Origin of the sequence: Nitrospira sp. MA-1 (assembly GCA_032139905.1) — a bacterium.
GTDB lineage: Bacteria > Nitrospirota > Nitrospiria > Nitrospirales > UBA8639 > Nitrospira_E.
On record JAQJDB010000002.1, the window covers coordinates 208009 to 233102 of the forward strand.

Here is a 25094-nt window from a genome sequence, read left to right on the forward strand (position 1 = left end):
TAGTGTGTCATCCAAGGTAGACAAGGAGTACCCGTGCAAAGAGTGCGTAGACGGCTCTATCGAGAAGGGTACGAGCTCAAAAACCTCGCGCCTTTGTTTAAGAGTCACGGTATATGGTAGAGGGTGGTCACCGATTATCTGTTCCATGAGGGGGAGGCGATAGGGGCCTCCCAAAAGATGGCTGCGATCATACTTGCACCCTAGGGTAGAACGGGTTATACAGATATCACTGTATCCTTGGCATCTGCGGGTACTTCCCTGAAAGAGAAAAGCAGAGGCTGTATTGCCCGGAAATTCGGCGCCTCAAAGGTCATTGGTTGTAGGTAACCCTTGGAGTCATTCGACCATTTAGGCTTTTCTTTCTCAAGAGACCAATGGAATTCCCAGTATTTTAAAGTGAACTTGGCTTCCTGTGTGGGCAAAAAATCTAGAACATGCTTAGAAGATCTTAAATAAACATCTTGCTTAAAAGTTTGTATAGGTTTTGACAGCCATGCTTGTTGCGCTATTTGTTTCATTTCTCAAGATACGAGCGCAAAAAAATGGGGATGATGGCAATGCGTTATTTTATATTTAGCCAGGCGAATATTGACGAAACTCCTTCCCATGCCATGGATATAAGTGTTGTTCTTTAGAAGATTCATCATGCCTATAATCGATCCGATGATATTGCCTCATGACACCCAACCGCGTTGCCCAGCCAGTCCTTGAGTATTGGACCATAATCTCGCCTCCCCTTCCTAATGGGAATGATTGCTTGCAGCGTGGATTAAATCATATATTATTATCCAGATAGTCCTCGCCAATCCCCTAAAAAGGCCAAAGACTATGGTTTTTCCATTAGACATTTGGCTTCATTTAGGAGGAGATAAAAAAGGCAAAAAAGACTGATAACTACTTGGGAGATTAATCGTCTTCCCCCGCCGGTAGTTGTTCAGAAACGGTCTTCCCCTAATAGGGGATGATGGCCATGAAAATAGTCCCAACTATCACCTTCACTGTCGTCAGAAAACAGCATGTATCATAGGAAGAGTCAACTGAGGACAGTAGACCGCGCTTAGAGTTCTCAATCTTGGCTTCTTGATACCTGCGCGTAAGCTGGACGGCTACTATCGGATACAGCCTGAAACTGGTCCGTTTTTCAAAATTTTTGTACAGCCAGTAATTCTGGCTACCGATATAGATTCATTACGGACCAATTCTTGCTTGTATGGACCAGGAAGTTCTTAAGAGAACCTAAAAGCGGATTTTTGTACAAGCATTCAATATCTTGATGGATTTAAGTAATTTGTACCATGCACCATGCATATAGTGCTCGTGAGTTTTTTTAGAGTCTATTTTTGAATAGCCATTTTTCTGATTTTGAGGAGTAGCCTGGGTTGTGAAACAAGTTCAGCAGATTCGTGCCGTTTTGCTCGATATTGATGGGACACTGTATCACCAAAAGGCCCTTCGTGGCCTGATGGCCTTTGAGCTGGCTACTGCTCCATTTTCGTTAGGTTCTATTCCAGAGGCTCTGGGTGTCTGGAGGATTTTGAAATGTTTTCGAGAAGGACGTGAAGCGTTGCGGGCTATGAAAGATCCCAGTATCCCCTTGGCGAGCTTACAATATTCCCTTGTTGCCGAACGATTCTGTGTGACCTCTAGAGAGGTGGAATTAATTGTAAGGGAATGGATGTATCGTCGCCCTTTGAAATACCTCAAGATCTGCCGGCGCCGTGGAATGGTAGAATTTTTTCAGTTGGCGGACGAAATGGGTCTTCGTACGGGAGTCTTTTCTGATTACCCTGTAAGAGAAAAATTGCAGGAGCTAGGGATTCCTGTTCCGTTAACAGTGGAATTATGCGGAACGGATCCGGAGATTAATGCGTTTAAACCAAACCCCAAGGGGTTTCTTTATGCCTGTCATCTCTGGAATCTTGATCCAGGGGAAGTGTTGTATGTGGGTGATCGGCATGACGTCGATGCCTGTGGTGCCAAAGCTGCCGGAATGCCATACGTCATATTTTCTCGCAGAACGTCTCGCGGGTTTAATGCGAGTGCAACAACCGAACTTCGTTCGATTACTAATTTTAGAGGTCTTTGCGATGTTATCCACTCAGCCATCTAAATTTTTTCGGATACTATGGCCTTATTTTCAGATTGCCCGGATCGATCACTGGTTTAAGAATGTCTTTATGATTCTGGGCATCGTGCTGGCCTTGTTTTATGAGCTGGAACTCTTCGCCTGGGAAAGTGTTTTTCCTTTGCTCCTGGCTATCGCAGCTACCTGTTTGATTGCCTCAAGCAATTATGTGGTGAACGAAGTTCTTGATGCGCCCTATGACCGTCTTCATCCGGTAAAAAAGGACCGGCCTGTTCCTTCCGGAAAGGTCAGAACCAGTTGGGCCTTGATAGAATGGTTCTTATTGGGGGTTTCAGGGATGGTTCTTGCTTTTTCCCTAAATGGGTATTTTGGGACGACAGCCCTGGTATTTTTGGTGAGCGGCCTCATTTACAATATTCCCCCCATACGGACCAAAGATCTCCCTTTTTTGGATGTGCTTACTGAATCACTGAATAATCCAATTCGGTTGTTGCTCGGGTGGTTTGCGCTTGTAACCCATAGCATCCCTCCTCTTTCGCTTGTGTTGGCCTACTGGATGGTTGGCGCATTTTTCATGGCAACCAAGCGATTTGCCGAATATCGGCGTATTGATGATCCGATACGTGCAAAGGCGTATCGGAAGTCATTCGGATATTACACAGAAAACCGTCTATTGCTCAGTATGTTTTTCTATGCGATGGCTTGTTCATTTGTATCTGGAATATTTCTTGTTCGATATCATATGGAGTTGATACTTTTTGTTCCTATTGGGGCGGGATTTTTGACGTATTATCTTAAGATTGGCATGCTTAAGGATAGCCCTGTTCAAAATCCAGAAAAATTATACAAGGAAGGCGGATTTGTCGTGTATGTAGGATTGAGCACATTGCTCTTTCTCCTCCTTATGTTTTCTGAAATCCCGTTTTTATATGAGTTGTTTAATGTTAACCCAGCCATCATTCCACCTCTATGGACTGTTGGTGAAAAGTAAGTGCCGTCACCTGTCTAGCCAAATGAATACAGGATGCCCGAGGCTGAGGATTGTGGGTCTATTTTCGTTAGGCGATGGTGTAAGGCAACCACCAAAGTCCCCTTCAGTCTTATGTAACCATTCTGAAGAATTATTCGAAATTGTATGGCCCAAGTGACCATATCATGGGTTGAGGAAATTTAAAGCCGTTTGAGCGTGCAATGCCTCCCGAAGAAAATATACTGGCATGCACGGGATGCTCCCTTCACAATCCAAAAATTCTTCCGAGCACGAGCACGACTCTGCCAAAATGCCAGTTGAAATTGTGGAGGATCTTTTATGAAAGGGATCCAAATGCGAGGAAATTCCCGGCCTCGAACATGTATGCCTTTTGTGACACAGCGCCTTCCCAGGGTTCGGAGGCATCCGGAGTCCTGATTGTGAATATGTGTGAGGCGGAAATGAAAGTGGTGAGATAGGAAAGTGGAATAGTAGGTACATGAATTGGAAAAAAATAGGTTGAAGTTTGCCTAGGGAAACGGCTTATTTCTCAAGGGAACTTTCTGTGAAGGGGTATCTCCAATGGATGAGATGAATCGACAAGGCATCCCCAGAGCTATGATCGGCTGCTTTGTTCTTCAGATTGGGTTGCTGATTTGGGCCGGTTGGGTCAATCAGGATTGGATCAGTACTGATGGGATTTCCTATATTCGAATTGCGCAATATTATGCGTCGGGACAGTTCGATTTAGCGGTTTCCGGTTATTGGGGGCCCATGGTGAGCTGGATCATTATTCCGTTGCTTGGCTTGATGGAAGAACCGTTATCCGCTGCGCAGATGGCCATGGGAATATCCGCGATTGTGTATCTCATGGGCTGTATGGCGATCTTCCGGGTTTTGGGGATCGGGTCGTCCGCGATCCTTGTGGCTCTCGGGATCGTTGCGCTTATGAGTGTCCACTGGGCGGTTCAAGGTATCACTCCGGATCTCCTAATGAGTGGAATACTTTGCATGGCCATTAGCCGAACTCTGCAGCCGGATTGGTGCGACAAGGCATCCGTTCAATTTTCTGCCGGGCTATTATTCGGGGCTGCCTATTTAGCGAAAGCGCCTGGGTTGCCATTTGCATTTATTCTGATTATGGCGGCAGGGTTGTTATGGACTGTTTCTCAAGAGACTAGTCTGACTCGTGCTCTACGTAGCGTCGCGATCACCATCATCGGATTAATGCTTATCGCCGGGCCTTGGATTCTCATATTGTCCCTCAAATATGGAAAGCCTGTGTTTTCGACAAGTGCAGGAATTAGTCATGCCGTAATGGGGCCGCCTGGTGTTGGGCGGGGACATCCCACTTTTTCTGACTTTGTTATTCCTGAACAGGGTCGAGTTTCATCCTGGGAGGATCCAATCTCAAAAAAGTATTCCCACTGGTCCCCGCTTGAGAGCACAGAGAATCTCCGTCACCAATTGAAAATTGTTCATAAAAATGTGATGAAAACTATACATCTGCTGAAGGACTTTGACTGGCTTGGCATCGGTCTGGTCTCGGTCGTATTTGGCTTCTTGTTTCATGCTCCATGGAGACAGAATATCCGGTCAGATCGCTGGCGTTGGGCGGCGATATTCATCGGGGGTCTTGTGGTGATATTTTTGCCGGGTTATGCAGGAGAAAAACGATATTATTACTCCGTTTACCCGTTTCTTCTTGGCGGGAGTTTGGGCTATGTGGGACATCTGGCCAAGAGTCGGACCAGCCAGGCAAAAATTCTTCATATCATGGCACTGGCCATTATATCATTATCTTTTCTCTTTCCCCTCGCCAACAGTTCATTTTTCCCTCAAAGGCCCAGTTACCAGGCGGCCAAAGTTCTACAAGAAAAATTGAGTACCCTCAATATTAGTGGTCCAATTGCCTCGACAAGCCGATTTGAAAATATTGATGCCTATACCGCCTTCCTGATGCAAGTGCCCTGGCATGGAAGGTCGGAAAGGTCTCAAACTATCGAAGAGGTAGAATCGTCTCTTGCCAAAATCATTATCGTTGACCGAGGGACTTTAGCGGATGAAAATCTTCGGAACGATGCAAGTTTCATCGGCCTGGATGAAAAGATGTTCGATTCTCTGGGGAAGGATTTCGATACTAGAGTAAACGTGTACATCAACACAAAAATATAAATTTGTCGATTGACTAGTTGATCTTCTTTGGCCCGTTTGGCAATTTTACCCGATTCAGGATATTGAGCAACTTGGGGAGGTATGATCGGGCCTTTCAATAAGAGCGCGAGTTCCTCTCTATTCTTTGAGGGGTTTTATCTCCGACCTTCCGTATAGGCCCCTCCTCATGTGTTTGAAATCGCTGTAGATGTCTCGTAGAGAGTTGGCAGGTGTGTTGAGGCATCACTAGAAGGGCTGATATCTTTGATAAGTCCATTCACAGTCCTTTAAAAAATAGAGTTCTCCCCAATACCGATCCACAAACTCGGTCCCACCACTTGACCCATTTGAAAAAGAGACGGGAAGTCACCGGAACATTAAGGGGAATCTGATTAGTCCTGTGACTCTTGCCTGGATGGCGGGTACATAATGACGGACAGGGCGTTGTGATCGCTAAGGATGCCTTTTAATGATAGGGATTTGGGGCGGTCGGTGCGGATTCCTCTGACGGCAATCAAATCCGGCCCGCTTTGTTGCACCAGGGTTAGCCCATTGGCATTTAGAAATTCTTCCAAAATCTCTGCGTCGCGTTCCCCTTTGTCCGGGCGAAGATTTGCGTCCATTCCGACGAGCAGGGGTGCATCAGGAGAAACCAAACGCCTAATGCCCGCACTAATCTGTCTAAACTGAAGGGCTCTGGCCTCAATGCTGGCCTCTCCGCGACCCGCGTCCATATGACTATTCAGCACCCAAAAATTTTGGAATTTGACAAGCTGAAAGCCCTTCGAAAAGAAATCATCGGCTTTGTTCAGGTCAGTATTCCAGCCTGCAAAGTCCTCATAGGGTTCTGAATAGATAGACTCAGGCTGTTCACGGGCGAGCATCAGGAGTCCGGGACTCAAACATATGTTGCACATGGCTCGCAAGGGCCACCAGTCACCACCACCGCCTTCAGTGAACAATGGGTGATTTGCCCAAGCATGTTTGGTGTAGTGGGCGAGTTGCGCCGGACGGACAAAGGCTTCTTGAAAGAGCACTAGATCGAACATGGAGGCTAGATCCCCAATGCATGTGACCTCTCCTTCAGTGTGGGCCTCGCTCGAGAAGAACGAATCGGAAAGAAGGCGGTCATGAATATTAAATACCAAGACCGGGAGCCCACGGTTCACAGTTGAATCAGGAAGATCCGCTTTCGCTATGCCTGCTTGCTTTTGCCAATCGAGGCGACACGGGTCGGTCAATGTGGGTTTCGTTTCAAACTTTCCCAGGCATGCGGTCAGAATGGTGAAGGCCATCAGAGGCCACACAAACCAGCTACCTTCCCACCAACTTGATTTCAACATAGGCACCGGTAATCTTTCACGCACTCATTGGAATTCGAAGGGCAACCTTGCATTCCCTTGTTTTTGTGAATTGCCTCTCCCATTTTAGGATCAGTGCTATCCATTAACATAATCTAGTAGCCGTGTGAGGTCGGGGACCCATACTTTTGGATCTCAATGGGGAAGAAATTTCTGCATTCTTAAAAAAGGCATTATTCCCTGAGATGAACCCGAAAAACAATTGCAGGATCAGGCTGGAGGTTCAATTTCTACATGTGGACGCTCATGAATCGTAAATTCAGGTGCATGTTAAATCGTCTTATTCCCTCTCCCTTTCCCGCAGCATCACACTCTCCAAATTCACGATCTGACTCCCGGTCATCTGACTATTTCTCTGTAACCTCAATTCACATGGCATCTGTCGTATTTTGGTTTCATGGCATAGAGTGGGCAGGGTACTTTTAGATTTTTTATTTGAGGAATTGGATCAGGCCCTACTTGGATAGGAGTCAAATGGAACCTTTTCTGGCCGCAAAGATATTTTACCTGACATTTCCGCTAGCTTAGAAAGGGTATCGTTTTCATTCCCGTCTTTTCTTTCTTGGATTCTAGTTCCCCATCCTCTTGTTCCATATAGGGGATGATGTTCTCAAACGCTTTCTGGTGAATGGCAAAATATAGCGAACAGAATAGGGATGCTTTCCCTGTCAGGCTTACGGTTGCTCTGGAGATCGGAGAGTCAAGGAGGGAAAGAAGCTGATTATATCAGCCATCTTGTGGTTTCTATCTCGAACTGTATGTCCAGGTCCATTTCGCTATGGCGTAATGATGACGTCGACAAAGGCAGGTAGACTATCGGCGCCCTGAATGTCCGTAACTTTGAGCGTGAAACGGAAGAGCCGTTCTTCTACTACAAATGGGGCCAAAAATTTGGCTTGAGCCGAATACGGGTCCAGCAATGGGACTTTACTTCCGCGTACTTGTTCCCAGTGGTACTGAAGAGAACCGCCGTCGGGATCATAACTCGTTAAGCCATTCAGGGTGACTCGTGTTCCCGAAAGGACCGTTTGCGTTTGGCCGGGATCCGAAACCGGTGGATGATTGGCTTCATCGTTGACCTCAACCATGATGTCGAGGGTGGCCTCTTGATTGCGGTTTTTGACGGTGAGTACGGTTTCCCCATTCCCCCTTAGTCGGAGTACTCCATTTGGGTTGACGGAAATAACTTTGTCATTGGCGGACTGGTAGGTGGTTCCTGTGGTTTGAGCCCGAATGGAGCGGACGATTCCGTCTGAGAATCGCCCAATCACTGGTAATTCAAAGGTTTTTCCGAGAAAGTCCACTTGGTCATAGACACGAGTCCCGCTGGCTCGACCTAATCGCAGGGGTTTGTCCGTTTGAAAGTCTATTTCCAAGAGTTCGGCGTTTGGCTCGATCTGAATCATAATTTCATCGAAGATGGCCAAGGATTCATGCTGGGATTGTCTTCCACCCTGTTCGGCTACAGCCAGAAGTCGATAGGAGCCCATCCTTTCTTTGGGTATTAGGATCTTTCCGCCAAAGGGAGGGCTACTTTTTGCCGTGGCGACAAGGGCTAATTTTTCCTCGACCAATTCCCGCAGCATATCGTCAAATTCCCCATACCAATAGTAGTTCACCGTGGTGACTCCTGGGAGACCCTCTAAATCCAGGGCAACCGGGATATGTTCTCCCGACTGGTGAACCGTGAATTCTTTCGGCTCAATTATGGAGAAGGCCCACGCTGTTTGATTTCCAAGCAAAAAGGTAAGAGCGGTGACAAAAACTATTGTCATGAGGGGGATACAAGTGCGAAACATGATCGTACCTCACAAGAAATAAGGAGCTAACAGTCTAATCATACATCACCCTTCCAAGTGGGTGCATCTCTCATGATAAAGACGAGTTTTTAGCTTGTGAGATGTGGGAGAGTGAGAAAGGGACGGCTTGGAGATCCAAATATATAAAAGGGATGGCGTATAAATGTGGTCGAACGCCTTCAAAGACCATCCAGGGGGGTATTGGCGGGTCTTACATCGCCATCTTTTCGGACTCAGCGTCCTGGCCAATTTCTTCAAGGTCTGCTTGATTCAGGACCCATGCCGGCACTGGACGAATATCCCAGATGACTCCGAAGAATTGCAGGCATCGCAGCACGTAATATGTCACATCGATTTCCCACCATACAAATCCCTGACGGGTGGAACTGCAATATTTATGATGATTGTTGTGCCACCCTTCACCTAATGTGATGATGGCCAGGAGGAAGTTGTTCCGGCTATGGTCGGATGTAGCAAAACGCCGGGTGCCGAAAACATGAGAGAGCGAGTTGATGGTGAAAGTGCCATGCCACAGGACAACAGTCGAAATCACGAAGCCCCACACCAGCATTTGCCACCCACTTGTTCCTAGATTTGGATAGGCACTACCGAGCCATTTCCCCAATAGAAACAGGATCACTGCCAACCCAATCGGCACAAGTGTATCGAACCGATTTAGAAACCGTAATTCCGGGAATCGCGCAAAATCTTTGATACGGTTCATTTTCGTGGCAAGTTGGTCATGAGTTAAAAACCAGCCGACATGGCTCCACCACAGTCCGCGGAGGACGGGAGAGTGCACATCTTCAGGCTTGTCGGAATAGGCATGGTGGTGGCGATGATTGGCGGCCCACCATAAGGGACCTCGTTGGGCCGCGCTGGCCCCAAGGCAGGCAAATACGAACTGCATCCCTCGTGAGGTGCGAAACGTACGGTGGGAGAAATATCGGTGATAAATACCCGTAATAGCGAACATTCTTATGATATACAACGACACGGCAACCCCGACCGCTATAGGACTCCAACCCACCCAAAAGACTGCGAGGACCGCAATATGCAAAGCCAGAAACGGGACCGTGCGTGCCAGATCGATGTCGCGACCGTTTTTATGGGAAGCCAGTGCTGTTGCTTCTTGGCTGTCAAACAAGGACTTTAACAGCTTCCATGTGCCCGACATGATCCGCTGGATTTCTGGCATCCTTAACGCTCCTCTCTCATGTGTAGGGAATCCCGAGATATTTACAGATTACGACTCATTGAACTTCATTGAAGCCATTGTGTAAAACAGGGATCCACAACTTTCTTAAGATAAAGGGAAATGTTCAAACTCTACAAAGTAAACCAGAAGGAGAGCTTCTGGCAAATACAATTTCACAGTGTGTATGGCCGTTAGTATTTGATGGGAGGCTGGCTAGTCGATAAGAATCGGTTGAAAAAGCCTGCCCAAAGTACCCATCGTGGTGACACTGAAGAATTTGAAGATTGATCATAGGCACGCCAAAACTTTTTTCAAGACTCATTTCCTCCCATGAATTTTCTACTTATTGGGCGTGGAAAGTTATGGTGTTCCGGGTTTGGTCTGTTGTCATGGATGCGGACGGATAACTGGGCCTGGTTGATATATCAAACGCTCCGTTCAATGGGTCCGATCTTGGTAAGCTGCTCGAAACAGTGGAATAAATTCAAGGAATGACTATTCAGTTTCGAGGAATGTATGAATATTTATTTTGGAAGGTGCAGGGCAAGCTCACGAAAGATGCACCCGCTCTTGTGAACCCCCCTACTGAGTCCGATGTATGGGCATAGTATAACAAAAACACCTACAGATTTACTAATTTGTTTTCCAGGACATTAGCATGGGGCAACTATGGAAACCCTGAAGTATTTATAATCACCGCTTGAGTGTGACTGAGAACTTCTCCCGTGCCAGTAGGTCCTGGATTGTGGATAAGGCAAAAAAATGCACTCAAAATGGGTCTTTCATCGTATCTGTCTGGTATTTCGCTGGATCATAAGAGGACAATCCCTGTGCTTTCGTTGTAAGTAAATCCAGGAAGCCCATAGGATTGTTGGCCTCACCTGAAGCCTTCCCGCCAAATACGGTGCCCCACAGGACAATATTCAAGATGGGGCTTATGACATGAAGTCCTTCCTGCCCTACACGATTTCAACCCCGATGGCTTCTGATAGTGGAATGGGCTTGTTGATCGAACATTCTTTTCCTAAACATAAGGGAATCTCCCACATCAACAGAAATCAGCACGGTCATGTCTGAATTTATTGAGTTGTTCACAGGAGGCCCAACGACCAAGCTAATGGCCTAATATTAAGGAAGCTGTATTTGACGAGTGATGATCATCAAAGCAATGAGGATTACCTGATAATTCCCCTTGCTATTTGATCCTATGTCTGGGGTGTTTCATGTTAACTCTGGTTTTCGATCAGCACGGCTGCTGCGCGTTTGGCAATTTTGGCTGCGTCAGATTTTTGAGACACTTGGGCTGTCACGATTGCGCCTTCCAATAGGAGCGCGAGTTCTTCGGCTAACTGCTGGGGATTCCGCGCTCTCATCTTGATGCATAGCCCGAGGATAAACTCCGTCATCATCCGCTTGAAATCGCTGCAGACGTAACGGAGTGAGGTATCGGGGGTGGAATGCTCACCAACGGCATTGATGAACATACATCCGTAAAAATTCTGTTGCGAAAACCAGATTTCCGCCACCTCGAAAATAGCCAGCAAGCGAGTTTTGGGAGTGCGCGCCTTTGTTTCCACTTGCCGCATGAATGAATTCCTAAACTGCCCGTCATAGTGTCGCAATGCCGCGAGTACCAATTCCTCTTTTGAGCGGAAATGCGCATACAAGGTTTTTTTGGTCACCCCCGACTGTTCCACTATGGTGTCGATTCCCGTGGCATGAATCCCGTTTTGCGCAAATAAGGTCACAGCTGTCTGGATGAGTTGCTCCCGTTTGGAGGGCGAGCTGCTTTTTCGCTTCACTCTACTAGACCTTTACGTCTACCAATATATTTTCTAAATATTATGTGGATAACAAGATATTCCTGACAAACATCTATCATTTTTATTTATATATACCAATGATTTAAATTGAGTATGCCAGGTCAAATCGGCTGAAAAAAGAAGTGTAACGAAACAAGAACTCGTCTGACTAGGCTCCATAAAGGATACAGATCTGTATACTTAATTTTACCAACCATTCTACTTTTGAAAGGGAGATCCATCATGAAAATGATGCAGACCGTATTAGGTTCTCTGTTCGCCATGTTCCTGGTCATCGTGGCCACACCCGCCTTCGCCGGGGATGTCACCAATAGCACTCCAGGAATCAGCGGGTATGATCCGGTCGCCTATTTCACCGAGGGCAAGCCGATGAAGGGCTCCGGTTACCACGTGACCGAGTACAAGGGGGTAACCTATGCCTTTGCCACTAAAGATCATAAAGAAATGTTCGAGGCCAGCCCCGGAAAGTATGTGCCAGCCTACGGCGGATATTGTGCCTATGGTGTGGCGGTCGGGAAAAAATTCGTGTCCGACCCGGAAGCTTGGAAGATCGTTCAGGGAAAACTGTATTTGAATCTGGATCGGGATATCCAAAGCAAATGGGCAAAGGATATTCCGGGCTATTTAAAAAAGTCCGAGGCCAATTGGAAAGACATCAAAGATAAGGCGCCGTCGGATTTATAAAGGAACAAACCCGAGGTCCGTCATGGTCTATGTGACGGACCTCGGCCGTTTTATAGATGCCAACTGTGAAGGAGAAGTACATGAAACAGTTTGTACCCGTGGGAATCGTCCTCATCCTGGGGTTGGGGAGTTTGGCAGGGTGGGCGATGACGAATGAAGCGAAGCCTTTTGCCCCCAACGTTCACCCCAAGACCGGGGCCATCAGTGTTCCGGAAAATTACCGGGAATGGCCCACACTTGGTACGTGGGCTCACGCAAAGGTGGAGGGTAACCCAGGTTTGCAGGAATACCACGTCGTGTATACCCAGCCAGACACAATCAAGTATTACGACGAGAACAACCAGTTCCCCGACGGAGCCGTGTTGGTGAAGGAACTTTTAAACGCCGACACCATGCCGATGACCACCGGGCCGGCAGTTGGTCATGCGACCACCATCAAAGGCTGGTTTGTGTTGGTCAGGGATACGAACGGGCGGTTTAAAGAATCCAGTCTGTGGGGTGATGGCTGGGGATGGTCTCTCTTTGACCCGGATGATCCTCAACACACGGTGTCCAAGGATTACAAAATAGAATGTCTTCCTTGTCATACCCCGGCCAAAGAGTTGGCGCCGCATAAAGCTGTGGATGCGGAAAAATGGATTTATTCCTTTGGGTACCCTGTGCTTCAAAAGGAAATGAGAGAGAAACTTAAATAGGAATAGGCAATTCAACGGCAATTTTCCATAAAGAGGTTTATTCGCCTGACACTTTTTGGCGGAAAATGACCCTAAAATATGGTCACCCAAGTCGGCAATTGCATCTTCCCGACGCATACTGTGGAGGGGCGGACCAATTCGCCGGGCTCAAAAATGGTCCGCTCCTTGACTTGAGCGTAAGCTCGACCAGCCCATTTTTCAGGTGGTGGGTCATATGATCACCGGAGTCAAAAAATTATTGTGGTGAAGACTTTCATTTCTCCTACCTCACCCACCCAGCCTCTCTAGACTTATTGGCTTGACCATTTCCAGATCTCCTATATTCGTGGATAAAAAAGGGGGATAAATGGATAGTCAACAAAGGAATGAACCTTTTTGAGCCTCCACTTTCACGAGCCGAATTTTTGGCGTCATTGACACCTCGCGGCTCCTTTGCTACTTATCGGCTTGTCTCCCAGGGCATCTATATTTCCCATTCCCTGTGAGTATGGCGTTCTACCTTTCTCCCGAAGAACTCCTTTTTCGAGATGTGCGACACAACAAGGAGACGAAACGCTTTGAAGTATTTAATCTATCTCGTTTTTTTATCGTTCTCCTGTTTTGGGTTGACCACACAGCCATTGGCCGCAGTCGGAGAGGTGAATTATATTTCTGACGTGGTAACTGTGCCGCTACGCAGTGGGCCCACTACTGCTCATCGCATCTTACACCGTGGTCTCCCCAGCGGGACGCAACTGACCATTCTCGCGGTAGACGAGGAAGCCGGTTTCACCCAGGTTCGTACCACCGATGGGATGGAGGGCTGGATAACGTCTCAGTACCTCGTCGGAGAACCCATCGCTCGTGTCAAGCTGGCCGCAACCGAGAAACGCCTTCAAAGCCTAAAAGCTGAAATCGATAAAGAACGCGAAGCGCGTGCGAGCATTCAGGCTGAGCACAAAGAAACCGACGCAAACAACCGGACACTGAATTCGCAGGTGCAATCCCTGTCCAAAGAACTGACAGAATTGAAACGTATATCGGCCGATTCAATCAATGAGCATGCCCGGAACATCGAGCTGACGCAGCAGAATACCCGCTTAGCAGGCCAAGTTGAAGAGTTATCGTCAAAAGCCAGGCAGCTGGAAGAAAACTTACAACTCAAATGGCTCCTCTATGGAGGCGGTTTGGTACTCATCGGTCTGTTAATCGGAGTAATTCTCAAGTCACGACCCCGACAGACGACGAGTTATACCCGCTATACCTAGGTGATAACCTTAAAAATACCGTGACGCAAATTTCCCCTTCCTTGGGCACCCATCTCGCACACATTCGATCAAGGCCAGTCGGGTGGATTGGCGTCGCCATTTTATTTCAATGCCTCAAGTGTCGCGCGGAGTTCCTGGATCTCCCTCTTAAATAACCCGAGGTGTTCATCTCGTTGGGGTTGCGTATCTTTGAACTTCCATAGTCGTTTAAAGATGGCCCACAACTCCTTGTTATGGGTCACCGCGAGAGCGTAGGTTGGTGTCTCCCGTTTGGCCTCGTCCACACAACACAATGAATTGTCGAAGGCATGAAATTGATTGTGCAGGTCGTCCATTGATTGATCGTTCCCTGTTCCGCCTTTTGCCGCTTCGGCACTCGCTTCCATCATGGTGGTGAGATTCAGCACGGTTTCGACGCTGGTGCTCCCCTTCGCTTTCGCCGCATAGTCATCCGCACGCGGATAGAATACATAACTGCATCCGCTGAATCCGGCGAATAAGGCCGCTGTCAGGACCATGGCTGCGATCTTTTGCATAAATCCCTCCGTCGTTTAGGATTGGTACAATAACGTTTGGTTTTCTATGTCCTGTAAGTGTCGGTTTTGGTCATTCTTGTTAATCTGAATGTTAGCGTATCTTGGAACACAGGGCCATACAACCTCTTTTTCTGAATATGGCATGGACGATTTTCTGCCCGGTATACTGAACCAGTAAGAGCATCGAATTATGGCAAACCTCTCCAAGCGATTACAGACAAATATCGAGGGAAACTTTTTTGTGGACTCCACCTGTATCGATTGTGATACCTGTCGGCAATTAGCTCCACTCACGTTTATGGAAGACGGTGATTATTCAACCGTCTTCCGTCAACCGGAAACGGCAAAGGAGGAATTTGCTGCATACCAAGCCCTGATCGCCTGTCCGGTGGGATCAATCGGCACGGAGAAGAAGGATCGCAAGGTATTCTTGGAGGCTCAAGCTTCATTTCCACTACATATAGAAGGCGGAGTGGACTACGTGGGATTCAACTCGGAAAAATCGTTTGGAGCCAATGGCTATTTCATCCAACATTCCCAAGGAAACTGGTTAGTCGATTCTCCCCGTTTCCTCAAGCATCTGGTTCAGGCATTTGAAGAGAAAGGCGGGATTCGGTACATCTTCCTCAGTCACGAGGATGATGTGGCGGAGGCCGCTCGTTATGCAAAGCATTTTAATGCCATCCGGATCATTCATCGTGCGGACGCTTCTGCCATGCCCGGCGCAGAGCACGTTATTGATGGTGAGAATTCCGTACACGTTGCTCCGGAGTTTGTCTGCATTCCTGTTCCCGGCCATACCCCAGGAAGCATGGCTTTGCTATATAAGAATCGTTTTTTGTTCTCAGGCGATCATCTGTGGTGGAATCCAAAACTCCAACAACTCGGGACTCCGGAACGGCTGGTATGGGATGACGCGTATTTGGAACGATCGGTCGAGAAATTGCTCCCCCTTTCCTTTGAGTGGGTCCTGCCCGGGCATGGCGAACGTATCCACCTTCCTCATCGCGACATGAAAAAAGCCCTGGATGAACTCCTTCAACGACGGTGGAATTTTCAGTCCCTGCCGCTTTGACCCGACCTCCCTCGTGAGCTAGAGGGGAGGTATCCCACAAAAATCGAGGATCTCATTCCATCTTTCCGTGACAAGAGTCGCAGAGTGGTTGGGATTGGTCGGGGGTCGCCATGGGTTGTTGGAGTGGAACAGGGGCTGGAGTTGATCCTGAGGTCTCCCCTCGCAAAAGTTTCACGAATCGGGAGGTGGGGTATCGAAGGACGATTGAGGGAATGAGAAGGAGTAATGCTACCATCGCAAGTCCCAAAACGACGGTGAGCCAAGTTCCTGAGCCCATATAGCTCCCGGCGTAAGTGAGAGCAAGGGTCGGAGGGATCATTCCCAGGAACGTCACGAGAGCAAAGACACGAATCGACATGTTAGTCAGCCCGGCACCGTAGCTGATCAGATCGAACGAAAAGATCGGGATCAGACGGGATAGAAACACAAAAATTGCCAGATGACGGTCCGAGCATTTCTCACAGAAGGCGATGTTGATATGGAGCAGTCGGGTCAGCACTTCCCGGCCCACGGCTCGCCCAATGTAAAAACTCGTGATCGCACCGACTTCAGCTCCGATGACGGCATACATGGCACCAAGTAATGGTCCGAACACCGCACCCGCGGCAATATCTAAAGGCAAGCTTGGAATCGGGCTGATGATCACGGCGAGAGCCATCAATCCCATGAACAGGAAAGGGGCCAAAGGACCAGCCTCTGAAAGCCATTGGGTGATCCGGTCGGGATTGAATACCTCACCGATGTTGATGGTCTGCATGACCACGTAGATCGCCACCGACAAGGTCATCAACGCTGCCACTTTGACCCAGAATGAAACGGTCAGACGCTTGGGAGAAAAACGGGAATATGGGAATGGGTCGAGCAATGTCTGGATGTCTTCTTTAGTACACGTTTTATCAACAGGCCAATTCGGGATGCTTTTCATTCAGGATTGAATCACGAATATTCCCATGTTGTTAGACAAAGTTCCATCAAAAAATGAACTTTTATCCAAATAGAAGAGATTCCCCGATAGGTCGGGCTTGTTAATGTGAAATCAACGGAATCTTTTCAGGGTCGCCAAATGAGGCGATCCAGTTATCGATTTAAAAGAAAAGTCCTGAGGAAAATGAATCCTCAGAGAAGGAGAGATGGATGAGCACAACAAAACTTTCGTCAGGAAACCGACTGCCTGCATTCACCCTCCCGCTGGTGAGTGGCGGGGAGGTCACATTGGGTCAGCCGGAAAAGAAGGGGAACTGGCAAGTCGTGTTTATCTATCGAGGTCTGCATTGCCCGATATGCAAAAAATACCTGACGAAGCTTGAATCCTTGAAAGATAAGTTTCCGGCCACGAAGACGGAAATCGTGGCAGTCTCAGGAGATTCAAAAAGCAAGGCCAGGGAGATGGCGGAAACGGCAGGTGTGACGTTCCCGGTGGCCTACGGGCTCTCCATTGAACAGATGAAGGAACTCGGGCTGTATATCTCTCATCCATGCTCTCCGAAGGAAACGGACCAACCGTTCCCCGAACCTGGAATGTTTGCGGTGAATCCGGAAGGCAAAGTCCAGTTGATCGATATTTCCAACACCCCGTTCAACCGATCCGATCCCGATGAATTAGTCGATACGCTGAGGTGGATTCAGGAGAATGACTATCCGATCCGCGGAACGTATGAATAAATTTCCGCTGGGTGGATACAGAAATTTTTTCACAACAGCTTTCTCGAATTTTGTGAGCCGGCTTCTTCCCAAGTTAATGCGCCTCTTCTCTCAGTGATCTCAGCACGGTGTGTTCGAGCATTGTGAGTCGAATGTCCAAATGACGGAAAAAATCAGTAAGTTCTGCGAGGGGGTTAAACGATTTTCCGCGCCTTTAAAGAACCCGCCACCGGGACCCGTTGAGTTGTCATGGCGGTATTCCAGCCGGAAGATGGAATTGGTCCACTCGTATGGAAGCCTGTATTCCGCAGTGGCGGTAACCGCCCAGACGAATTGCTCAGAGCCGGTAATGAGACCATTCGGGTCGGAATACAATTCCGGTCGGAGTGCGAGAAACCAGGATTTTTTAAGGTGCCAGCGCATATGGAGGGCCGCTCCCATATACATTAATCTGGGGTTGCCGGCCACAGTGGCATTCTTCTGAGTTCCTATCTGATACTGGCCGGCAATTGTGACCTTCTTGCTCTTCCATTCAACAATGGTGTCGGAAAAGAATCGCCAGAATTCCAGAGAGGTGTTCGACTGATCAGGTCCGTAATAGACGGTTTCCTTTATTGTCCAGGGCTCACCCGGTTTGTAGATGGTCTGTGCCCCATAACTCGGCAGATTATTGGCGTCTTGAAGATGGAAATATTCATTGATGATAAAGACGGCACCGGTCCACCGGTCGTTGACCGGATAGACCGCATTCGCTCCGAACATGAGGTAGGGTGAGTAATCGGCCACCCAGGACCGCGTATAGTTGAAATTATCCTTGGCGTAGAGGGATTCATACCCAATGAAGCTGTTAAAGAGTCCGGCCTGAATCGTCAAGCCATTGCCGACCGGAGCCAGGTAGGAGAGATTCGCGCGACCGAAGTGACGCCAGACATCGGAGCCAGGAACATGAGGGAGATTGGTACCGAAACCGAAGTCTTTGGAATCCTGTCCGCCCTGCCCCAATAGCTCTGCACCCCATCGGGACTGTTCGGTCGCACTCTTCATAATATAGGCACCGCCCATGTTGAGTTCGAGTTCGTTGACTCTGGGCGTGGTGCCCCGATTGCGAAAGAGGTGATTGTCAGGGTAATTAAAGTCCTGTGAGTAGCCAAGATCCACAAATCCGCCGTAATGCCATTGAGGCGACTGGAATTTCTGGGCTTGGTCTGATAGAGCTTGCGATCGTTCCTCGTTCTGGGTCAGTCTCTCCGATTCCCCGGCAAAGGCTGAAGTCGTTGTAATTGAACAGATCACCAACGTGATCCTGGCTATCCACCATGCCATTGATATCATTGTCTTCTCGTTCTCCGTCAGCCGCCGCTTCCATTTTAGACGTTGAAGAGAGGAGCGAGGAGCGTGATGAATCGGTGGGTTTGCCGCGTGGTGAAGCGTCTCTCTTGGAACATACTAACAATGGGAAAAGCCTAGTTAGATTCCTCCAGACATTTCTCAATAAATTTCATCAGTCCGGCAAAGTCGCCCTCGTCGGCGTTTTTCATGGCCCTGATAAAGTCTTCGCGAACCTGGTTTCCCTGGGGCATGAGTTGGATTTGAGGCCACTGCGGAATGTCGTAGTGGCGGGAGTAAAAAAAATGTCCGTCATCAGCCTGGCCTGGCGACCATTCCCATTGAGAAACGGATGAATCCGGGTCAGGCGATGCTGAAGTCGTGCCGCGATCTCAACAACCGGCATAGTGGAATTCGCCTCGTTCCAAGAAAGGAAATCTTCCGTTAAAAGTTTAATTTGTTTGCGGATCAGATGCGGTTCAACCCCAATATTCAATCGGGTTTGACGGTACTGCCCTCCCCACTCCCAGATGTTCCCGAACATATCCGCATGCACTTGACGAATGTAGTCATCCGTCAGCCATTCAGCCCCGCGTTTCTTTCGGCGTGCGCGAAACACATGTTTATCATAAGCCCGGCTGATGGTTTCGGTCTCTGCGGCATTGCGGGCAGCCGGGGTCGATAGATGCCCGAGAATTAGGCCTGAGATATCTCCGCCGGATGTCATCCGCCATGTTCTTTGCGCCATAATTTTTCGCGAGGGTCGCGAAGGATGTCGTCCGTCCGTTTTTCCAGAAGCTTCCTAAACATTTCCTTCTCCGGCGCCTGTTCTTCCAGTGCCATGGTCCCCATCGTTTTTTTTAACCGTTGAAGGGCAATAGCCCGAGCTCGGTCACGGAGTAATTCCTTCAGAGGTTTTTGAGGTCTGGGCTCGACGCTGAGGTGACAGGAGAGGCCCTGGTAGATCCTTTGAAGTGTGCCGACTCGCGGATCGACTTTTCCGGATTCAATTGCCACGAGGTTGGCTTGCGTGATCTTGGCTCGTTTAGCGAGTTCCGCCTGCGTCATCCGCAGATAATTCCGCAGAAGCCGGATCCAATCGTTGGGCTTAAGATTGTGATCCTCAACTGAGGAATCGATACGTAATTGTGATAAGGCCATGTCATCGACAATTGTGGTCTGTCTTTTCCTCATTTCCTTAATTTATATCGTAAACAATATTTAATCAATACATAAAAATATCTTTAACAGTATAATTAAATTATATATTAATATTGTTTAAAGTATTTTTAATGTTTTTATTATTCAAATTATTGTGATTTTTTAGGAATTTAGATATTCGGACCCTCTATAGAGGGTCCAGATGGAGATGTAAAAGGTATCGAACTATATGAAAAATTAATCAAGATGAAAAGTAAAATCCGTATTTTTTGAGATACACAACGATATCAGAGTGTGCTCAGGAAAGAATAAACACAATAGTCCAAGCCGCCATTTTCCGGTTGGAAAAATAAAACGCGATAATCTCAAATACTTAAGATCTAAACGGCAGGACCGAAAATTATAATAAATTTAAAGAGGTCCGGGCTTGGAGCCTGAAGCCTGATGAATGAAATCCGAACAATCAGGAACAAATACGCGCCCTGCTCTTATCAATCTTGTTTGTCTTTGAGGATCAAATCTTATGGCTACTGAAAAATTCCGATTAGTGACCCGCAGTGATTTTGACGGACTGGTCTGTGCGGTTCTGCTGAAAAAAATGGGGATTATTGAGGACATCAAGTTTGTCCATCCGAAAGATATGCAGGACGGCAAGGTGGAAATTTCGGTAAATGATATCACCACCAATCTTCCGTATGTTGAGGGGGTTCATCTCGCGTTTGACCATCACCTGAGTGAGACCATTCGTAATAAGGGTGAGAGAAGCAAACATATCATCGATCCCAAGGCGCCTTCTGCTGCGCGGGTGGTCTATCGGTATTACGGTGGGGAAAAGACCTTTCCGGCCGAATGGAATGAGATGATGGACGCGGTCGATAAAGGCGATTCAGCTCAATACGGGATCGACGAAATTCTTAACCCTCGCGGCTGGGCCTTGATGAATTTCATTATGGATGCCCGCACCGGATTGGGGCGCTTTAAGGAATTCCGGATCTCCAATTACCAGTTGATGATGGAACTCATCGAAAAATGTATTAGCCTCAGCATCGATGAGATTATCGCCCTGCCGGACGTACAGGAGAGGGTGCAGCTCTTCCGTACACATGCCGAATTGGCGAAAGAACAGATCATGCGGTGCTCGACCGTCCATGAAAATTTGGTCGTGCTGGATCTTCGGGGCGAGGAGACCATCTATGCCGTCAACCGGTTTATGATTTATGCGCTGTATCCGGAATGCAATCTGTCCATCCATGTCATGTGGGGGTTGAAACAACAAAACACCGTGTTCGCCATTGGCAGTTCGATCGTCAACCGGACTTCAACGGTCAATATCGGCGAGTTATGTTTGTCGTATGGCGGTGGCGGGCATCGGAATGCGGGAACCTGTCAGGTCGCCAATGAAGTGGCTGGTGACACACTCAAAGAAATCATTGAGAAAATTCACATGCAAAGCCTAATCGCAGTAGAGGCAGGGAAGGCATGAGTTGAAACGGCCTAACAGGATATAGAGGCAGAAATTTATGATGGAACGGGCACCCCGACCCCTTCCCCCAAGTGTTCCTCCCCGCCAAAAGCCCGTGAACCACATTGGGAGTGGTGAAAATTAATATTTTCCAGGAGCATATTGACCCACAGGCACGGTGCATATCAGAGGCCTCGGGGCGGTTCAAAAAGCATGCCCTGAGTCTTCCCGAAGGGTTCGTTCAGCAAGACCGCAGTCATTTTTGCGCGCAGAGCGTACTTCCAGTACGTGAGCACGGAAACATGAAGAGAACGCCGCTGGCGGCTTTTTTCAACAGCCCCACATTGTTCCAAAAAGCAAGATAGGGAAACCTCCTGTGGAGGTGATCATTTCCTGAGTCACAGTGGCTTTTCCCTCTGGATATTTACCAAGAGTGACCAATTTAACAACGGGAAAGCCTACATAAAAACAGATCAGGTCCCACAGTATATCTGCGACAAAAGATACAACCTACCGAAAAACCATCCGAAAAAACGCTTCCCCAATTTCATCAGCTGGCATTATAAGCGCGGCCTCCACATCCTCCTGAAATAGTACGACCTCTCCTCCTTTAAGCCCAGGTTAAGCTTCACAAAGAATTGAGGGCATCTTCATTCTTTTTTCTAGACGCGAAAATGTTATCTCCATTTCTTTGATGCGGGAAAAAAGTGTGGTGGGTCGAAAGGTCTTAATGTCCACGTTGCAGCGTCTTTGGCTTTGCTGTTGACAGGTTGTGGTTGGGGCATTAGCCTGACGGCAGTGGTAGTGGTGGGTTGCAGGAAGGCCCGAGAAGAAAGCGCAGGAACGATGAAAGACGAGAAATTAGAATCGGTTATCACCACTATAAAGCGGACTGTGCCGGCTCTCCTGGCCGTGTACCGGTTTGGATCCGAGGCACAAGGGACGGCTTGTCCTGGGAGCGATATTGATTTGGCCGTGCTGGCGCAGAATCGGCTTGCGCCAAATATGTTGGTGGGGCTTCAACAAGATCTGGCGCTGAATCTTCATCGTGAGGTTGATCTGATTGATCTCCGTGCCGCATCGACGGTGATGCAGATGCAGGTTTTGTCCACAGGCGAATGTCTGTTCAGTGGAGACGACCGAGCGCGGGAATTTTTTGAAATGGTTGTCTATGCATCCTATGCCCGGCTTAACGAAGAAAGGTCCGGGATTCTTGAGGATGTCCGAACTCGGGGGTCGGTGTATGCCCGATGACGTCGTCTTAAACAAGGTGGCGAGTCTGGAGCGGTGTATTCAACGGATTCGTCAGGTCTACAATCTGAGCGATCAGAACCTCTATGAAAATTTACTGGCTCAAGAATCTATTCTTCTCAACCTCCAAAGGACTTGTGAAGTTTCAATTGATCTGGCTATGCACATTGTCCGGAAGCGGCGGTGGGGTGTTCCCCAGGAGAGCAGGGACGCGTTTGAGTTGTTGCGGACAAATGGACATCTGGACAGCGAATTATCCGATGCTATGAAGCGCATGGTGGGGTTTCGAAATGTAGCCATTCATGAATACGATAAACTGAATCTGGACATTGTGAAGGCCATTATCACTCATGGGCTTGACGACGTCCTGAGATTCGGTCAAACGATGTTGAAACTGGAAGGGTGATACTAACCTCCCCTTGTTAGTCCAAGGTGGTTTTCCAATCCTGCTCCTACTTCTTTTTCCTGGAAGAGAATTTCCACAAACTCTAGATAAGATTTAGCTTGATCTCTCAATACCCATCTTCTTCATACGGGAGAGGAAAGTAGTGGGTTTAGGATCAAGGAGAAATGTCCTGACTTTCCCTCAAGAAAAGGGCTTTTATATCGCCAAACTGGCCTTGACCTATTTACTCTTATCAATAAAATTATTGAGAAAATATACATGTAAAGCGTCATGACAGTAGGGGCAGGAAACCCAGCATGTGCGACGGCCTAACAGGGCATAGATGTGTAAGTGATTTTCCAGGGCCTGATCCCAACCCAACCACAAGTATGAATGAACTGGGGCTTCGCTCCCGTTTCTTCCCACGGTCATTCTCGCAAACCTGAATTGAGAATCTTTGTGTCTTTCTGATCAAAAGGAAGAAAGCCAACGGTTAGAAGGTAAAGAGTAGAGGTTCCGCGTGCAGATCGGCCTATCGGGCTGCCGTTCAAACCAAAAGGCGGACCTTGTCTGAGCTCTGCGCGAGTTGGTCCGCCCCTCCATTGCGTTAGGACGATTCAATATGGCTGATCTGGGCGGAAATGATTTTGGCTCCATTTGCAGAAACAAAAGGCCTGTCCTGAACCAAGCCGAAGGAACCTCGACTGCCTGATTAAAAGCCGGCCTTTCCACACACCAAAAATAAGCCACAGCACATGGAGGAGAATTTGTGAAATGAGGAGATATGATTGCCTTTGCAGAGAATGGGAAAAGTGGACCTGCGGCGTACACGCTATCCCAAGAGTCGAGACGTGCAGCATACCTCAATAGCAAAACCTACCCACCCTAATTTCCTTAAAAGTATTCTTGCAGCTTTATCTCTTCTATTCTACTTCCTCAAAATTCAGCTGAAATTTACTTTTGTGTACGGATGCCTGGAAAAGTTTTACATGGGGTAAAACTGCTTTTGCCATGTTCTTAATTTGTTCCCTATTTCCAGAACTCATTCTACATCCTAGGAAGAGGCTATTGATTTCCTCCGGATGAAATGGAACGTCAACATATAATTGGTCAATTTGATCCGGCCGAAAATCGACAATTCGCCACTCTTTTTCATAGTTCCAATGGTAGCTTTTGGTTAAGGCCTGCTTCTTGAAATAGTCTAATTCTGTGAACTTTCCCACGCCGCATTGATGGTTAACCAAATCTTCAATAGTGACCATTATTGGAATATCATTACTATAATTGACTTGCTGGGCAATGCATAAAGCATTATCCTTTTCTGGCAAACAGCTAAGTTTAAAAACAACCCCTGTGTGATTTTCAGCATAATGTGCCCACATTAGTAAGTCGTCCAGAACTTCTGACACACTAAAAATTCGCATATGGTTTAAAAGGGTTTTCCAATCGTCATTTAGCCCCTGAAAATTTGATTGGACATTTTCAAATAATTGGTTCATAGGGGTAGTTAATGCCCTAACTTCTCCTTTTTGCAGGCTATCAATGATCTCGGGGAAAATGTTTTCGACCTCACCTCCTCGAATTGCCATAATAATACGAAACAGCGGGTTATTTGAAGAACCTAACGGTTCTAAACTCATTAATGTTCTTCTTTGGATCTCTTCCCAATACAAAAGCTCAGAGTTTTTGGCAATGAAACCGTTCCTAAGCTCCATTTGAGTATCAAACGGATCGTTAAATAACAGAGGGGAGCTCCAGCGGTATGTTAAATCCCTGAGGATAATCTTCGCGGTATTGAAAGAAGTGTACTTAAAAAAGAAATCTCTCCCATGATTTTTAGGCATTTTGATTCGTTACAGTTTACTTTCTCTGGGCTTTAAGATTTCATGCAAATTTTTTCGTTTGTCATGTATGAGTTATTGTCTTGCTCTCATTATCTACATCTTTTTGATTCGGGAGAGGAGGGTGGTGGGTTTGAGGCCGAGGAGTTCGGCGGCTCCGCCGGTCCCGTAAATTTTCCAGTCGGTGTATTTTAAGCAGGATTCGATATTGGTCATTTCGCGAAAGTGCATATCTTCTTCGGTCGGAACTTCCCCTGGGCTGTCTCCGTTTTTCGTTTTGAATACGGGCCAAGTCCGTTCTTATACTGTTTAGAATTCTTGCAAACCCAAGGATTGTGGCACGCCATGCAAAATTCCCACCTGACTTACGACAACAGACGCGACTCATAATTTTTTTGC

General features: G+C 47.6%; 22 protein-coding genes. 11 read left to right on the plus strand and 11 right to left on the minus strand.

Annotation, left to right across the window (positions count from 1 at the left end; translation table 11 throughout):
- Nucleotides 1–1381: 1381 nt before the first annotated feature.
- The 3 genes from PJI16_01755 (at nt 1382) to PJI16_01765 (ending at nt 5231) form a co-directional block, all read left to right on the plus strand.
- Nucleotides 1382–2110, plus strand: coding sequence for an HAD family hydrolase (locus PJI16_01755; protein ID MDT3776283.1), 729 nt, complete (start codon nt 1382–1384; stop codon nt 2108–2110).
- Nucleotides 2111–2177: 67 nt separating this feature from the next.
- Nucleotides 2178–3077, plus strand: a complete 900-nt coding sequence (locus PJI16_01760; GenBank protein MDT3776284.1) for a UbiA family prenyltransferase — start codon at nt 2178–2180, stop codon at nt 3075–3077.
- A 561-nt stretch (nt 3078–3638) separates the two neighbouring features.
- Nucleotides 3639–5231: a hypothetical protein gene (locus PJI16_01765; GenBank protein ID MDT3776285.1), complete on the plus strand. Its 1593-nt coding sequence runs from the start codon at nt 3639–3641 to the stop codon at nt 5229–5231.
- 371 nt (nt 5232–5602) lie between these two features.
- On the opposite strand, the gene PJI16_01770 is transcribed toward PJI16_01765, so the two are convergent.
- The 4 genes from PJI16_01770 to PJI16_01785 form a co-directional block, all read right to left on the minus strand.
- Complete coding sequence (locus PJI16_01770) at nt 5603–6553, minus strand: hypothetical protein (protein ID MDT3776286.1); 951 nt, start codon at nt 6551–6553, stop codon at nt 5603–5605.
- A 794-nt stretch (nt 6554–7347) separates the two neighbouring features.
- Nucleotides 7348–8370: a hypothetical protein gene (locus PJI16_01775; GenBank protein MDT3776287.1), complete on the minus strand. Its 1023-nt coding sequence runs from the start codon at nt 8368–8370 to the stop codon at nt 7348–7350.
- Between the two features lie 211 nt (nt 8371–8581).
- Nucleotides 8582–9568 (minus strand): acyl-CoA desaturase, encoded by a 987-nt coding sequence (locus PJI16_01780; GenBank protein ID MDT3776288.1) that lies wholly within the window; start codon nt 9566–9568, stop codon nt 8582–8584.
- A 1226-nt stretch (nt 9569–10794) separates the two neighbouring features.
- Nucleotides 10795–11370 (minus strand): TetR/AcrR family transcriptional regulator, encoded by a 576-nt coding sequence (locus tag PJI16_01785; protein MDT3776289.1) that lies wholly within the window; start codon nt 11368–11370, stop codon nt 10795–10797.
- Between the two features lie 243 nt (nt 11371–11613).
- Between PJI16_01785 and PJI16_01790 the strand changes: the two genes are divergently transcribed.
- From PJI16_01790 to PJI16_01800, 3 genes are all read left to right on the plus strand, one after another.
- Nucleotides 11614–12075, plus strand: a complete 462-nt coding sequence (locus PJI16_01790; GenBank protein ID MDT3776290.1) for a YHS domain-containing (seleno)protein — start codon at nt 11614–11616, stop codon at nt 12073–12075.
- Between the two features lie 80 nt (nt 12076–12155).
- Nucleotides 12156–12770, plus strand: coding sequence for a cytochrome P460 family protein (locus PJI16_01795; GenBank protein MDT3776291.1), 615 nt, complete (start codon nt 12156–12158; stop codon nt 12768–12770).
- 557 nt (nt 12771–13327) lie between these two features.
- Entirely contained in the window at nt 13328–14017 is a 690-nt protein-coding gene (locus PJI16_01800; GenBank protein ID MDT3776292.1) for a TIGR04211 family SH3 domain-containing protein, read from the plus strand.
- A 101-nt stretch (nt 14018–14118) separates the two neighbouring features.
- Here PJI16_01800 and PJI16_01805 read toward each other — a convergent pair whose 3' ends face one another.
- Nucleotides 14119–14553 carry a hypothetical protein gene (locus PJI16_01805; protein MDT3776293.1) on the minus strand — a complete coding sequence of 145 codons (435 nt, stop codon included), beginning with the start codon at nt 14551–14553 and terminating at the stop codon, nt 14119–14121.
- A 190-nt stretch (nt 14554–14743) separates the two neighbouring features.
- On the opposite strand from PJI16_01805, the gene PJI16_01810 reads away from it, so the two are divergent.
- Nucleotides 14744–15628, plus strand: coding sequence for an MBL fold metallo-hydrolase (locus tag PJI16_01810; GenBank protein ID MDT3776294.1), 885 nt, complete (start codon nt 14744–14746; stop codon nt 15626–15628).
- 52 nt (nt 15629–15680) lie between these two features.
- Here PJI16_01810 and PJI16_01815 read toward each other — a convergent pair whose 3' ends face one another.
- On the minus strand, nt 15681–16553 hold the full coding sequence (locus PJI16_01815; GenBank protein ID MDT3776295.1) for a TVP38/TMEM64 family protein: 873 nt from the start codon (nt 16551–16553) through the stop codon (nt 15681–15683).
- A gap of 209 nt (nt 16554–16762) precedes the next feature.
- Here PJI16_01815 and PJI16_01820 point away from each other — a divergent pair, with 209 nt between their 5' ends.
- Nucleotides 16763–17290, plus strand: a complete 528-nt coding sequence (locus tag PJI16_01820) for a peroxiredoxin-like family protein (GenBank protein MDT3776296.1) — start codon at nt 16763–16765, stop codon at nt 17288–17290.
- A gap of 99 nt (nt 17291–17389) precedes the next feature.
- Here PJI16_01820 and PJI16_01825 read toward each other — a convergent pair whose 3' ends face one another.
- The 3 genes from PJI16_01825 to PJI16_01835 all read right to left on the minus strand — a co-directional run bounded on the left by PJI16_01825 (nt 17390) and on the right by PJI16_01835 (nt 19789).
- Nucleotides 17390–18601: an outer membrane beta-barrel protein gene (locus PJI16_01825; protein MDT3776297.1), complete on the minus strand. Its 1212-nt coding sequence runs from the start codon at nt 18599–18601 to the stop codon at nt 17390–17392.
- 202 nt (nt 18602–18803) lie between these two features.
- On the minus strand, nt 18804–19322 hold the full coding sequence (locus PJI16_01830) for a Fic family protein (GenBank protein MDT3776298.1): 519 nt from the start codon (nt 19320–19322) through the stop codon (nt 18804–18806).
- Nucleotides 19319–19789 carry a helix-turn-helix domain-containing protein gene (locus tag PJI16_01835; GenBank protein MDT3776299.1) on the minus strand — a complete coding sequence of 157 codons (471 nt, stop codon included), beginning with the start codon at nt 19787–19789 and terminating at the stop codon, nt 19319–19321. Before PJI16_01835 ends, PJI16_01830 begins: the two co-directional genes overlap by 4 nt.
- A gap of 490 nt (nt 19790–20279) precedes the next feature.
- On the opposite strand from PJI16_01835, the gene PJI16_01840 reads away from it, so the two are divergent.
- From PJI16_01840 to PJI16_01850, 3 genes are all read left to right on the plus strand, one after another.
- A complete protein-coding gene (locus PJI16_01840) occupies nt 20280–21239 on the plus strand; it encodes an exopolyphosphatase (GenBank protein MDT3776300.1) in 960 nt (319 codons plus the stop codon).
- 825 nt (nt 21240–22064) lie between these two features.
- Entirely contained in the window at nt 22065–22472 is a 408-nt protein-coding gene (locus PJI16_01845; protein MDT3776301.1) for a nucleotidyltransferase domain-containing protein, read from the plus strand.
- A complete protein-coding gene (locus PJI16_01850; GenBank protein MDT3776302.1) occupies nt 22462–22875 on the plus strand; it encodes a DUF86 domain-containing protein in 414 nt (137 codons plus the stop codon). Before PJI16_01845 ends, PJI16_01850 begins: the two co-directional genes overlap by 11 nt.
- Before the next feature lie 902 nt (nt 22876–23777).
- Here the strand turns inward: PJI16_01850 and PJI16_01855 are convergent.
- Complete coding sequence (locus tag PJI16_01855; protein ID MDT3776303.1) at nt 23778–24698, minus strand: DUF2971 domain-containing protein; 921 nt, start codon at nt 24696–24698, stop codon at nt 23778–23780.
- A gap of 93 nt (nt 24699–24791) precedes the next feature.
- Nucleotides 24792–24926, minus strand: coding sequence for a hypothetical protein (locus PJI16_01860; protein MDT3776304.1), 135 nt, complete (start codon nt 24924–24926; stop codon nt 24792–24794).
- Nucleotides 24927–25094 lie beyond the last annotated feature (168 nt).

Bases quoted from the DNA above. Each gene is read 5' to 3' on its own strand.
- PJI16_01760 (MDT3776284.1), top strand. From the start codon at position 2,178: ATGATTCTGGGCATCGTGCTGGCCTTGTTTTATGAGCTGGAACTCTTC.
- PJI16_01765 (MDT3776285.1), top strand. From the start codon at position 3,639: ATGGATGAGATGAATCGACAAGGCATCCCCAGAGCTATGATCGGCTGC.
- PJI16_01770 (MDT3776286.1), bottom strand. From the start codon at position 6,553: ATGTTGAAATCAAGTTGGTGGGAAGGTAGCTGGTTTGTGTGGCCTCTG.
- PJI16_01775 (MDT3776287.1), bottom strand. From the start codon at position 8,370: ATGTTTCGCACTTGTATCCCCCTCATGACAATAGTTTTTGTCACCGCT.
- PJI16_01780 (MDT3776288.1), bottom strand. From the start codon at position 9,568: ATGCCAGAAATCCAGCGGATCATGTCGGGCACATGGAAGCTGTTAAAG.
- PJI16_01790 (MDT3776290.1), top strand. From the start codon at position 11,614: ATGAAAATGATGCAGACCGTATTAGGTTCTCTGTTCGCCATGTTCCTG.
- PJI16_01795 (MDT3776291.1), top strand. From the start codon at position 12,156: ATGAAACAGTTTGTACCCGTGGGAATCGTCCTCATCCTGGGGTTGGGG.
- PJI16_01805 (MDT3776293.1), bottom strand. From the start codon at position 14,553: ATGCAAAAGATCGCAGCCATGGTCCTGACAGCGGCCTTATTCGCCGGA.
- PJI16_01810 (MDT3776294.1), top strand. From the start codon at position 14,744: ATGGCAAACCTCTCCAAGCGATTACAGACAAATATCGAGGGAAACTTT.
- PJI16_01815 (MDT3776295.1), bottom strand. From the start codon at position 16,553: ATGAAAAGCATCCCGAATTGGCCTGTTGATAAAACGTGTACTAAAGAA.
- PJI16_01820 (MDT3776296.1), top strand. From the start codon at position 16,763: ATGAGCACAACAAAACTTTCGTCAGGAAACCGACTGCCTGCATTCACC.
- PJI16_01825 (MDT3776297.1), bottom strand. From the start codon at position 18,601: ATGATATCAATGGCATGGTGGATAGCCAGGATCACGTTGGTGATCTGT.
- PJI16_01830 (MDT3776298.1), bottom strand. From the start codon at position 19,322: ATGACATCCGGCGGAGATATCTCAGGCCTAATTCTCGGGCATCTATCG.
- PJI16_01835 (MDT3776299.1), bottom strand. From the start codon at position 19,789: ATGAGGAAAAGACAGACCACAATTGTCGATGACATGGCCTTATCACAA.
- PJI16_01840 (MDT3776300.1), top strand. From the start codon at position 20,280: ATGGCTACTGAAAAATTCCGATTAGTGACCCGCAGTGATTTTGACGGA.
- PJI16_01845 (MDT3776301.1), top strand. From the start codon at position 22,065: ATGAAAGACGAGAAATTAGAATCGGTTATCACCACTATAAAGCGGACT.
- PJI16_01850 (MDT3776302.1), top strand. From the start codon at position 22,462: ATGCCCGATGACGTCGTCTTAAACAAGGTGGCGAGTCTGGAGCGGTGT.
- PJI16_01855 (MDT3776303.1), bottom strand. From the start codon at position 24,698: ATGCCTAAAAATCATGGGAGAGATTTCTTTTTTAAGTACACTTCTTTC.
- PJI16_01860 (MDT3776304.1), bottom strand. From the start codon at position 24,926: ATGCACTTTCGCGAAATGACCAATATCGAATCCTGCTTAAAATACACC.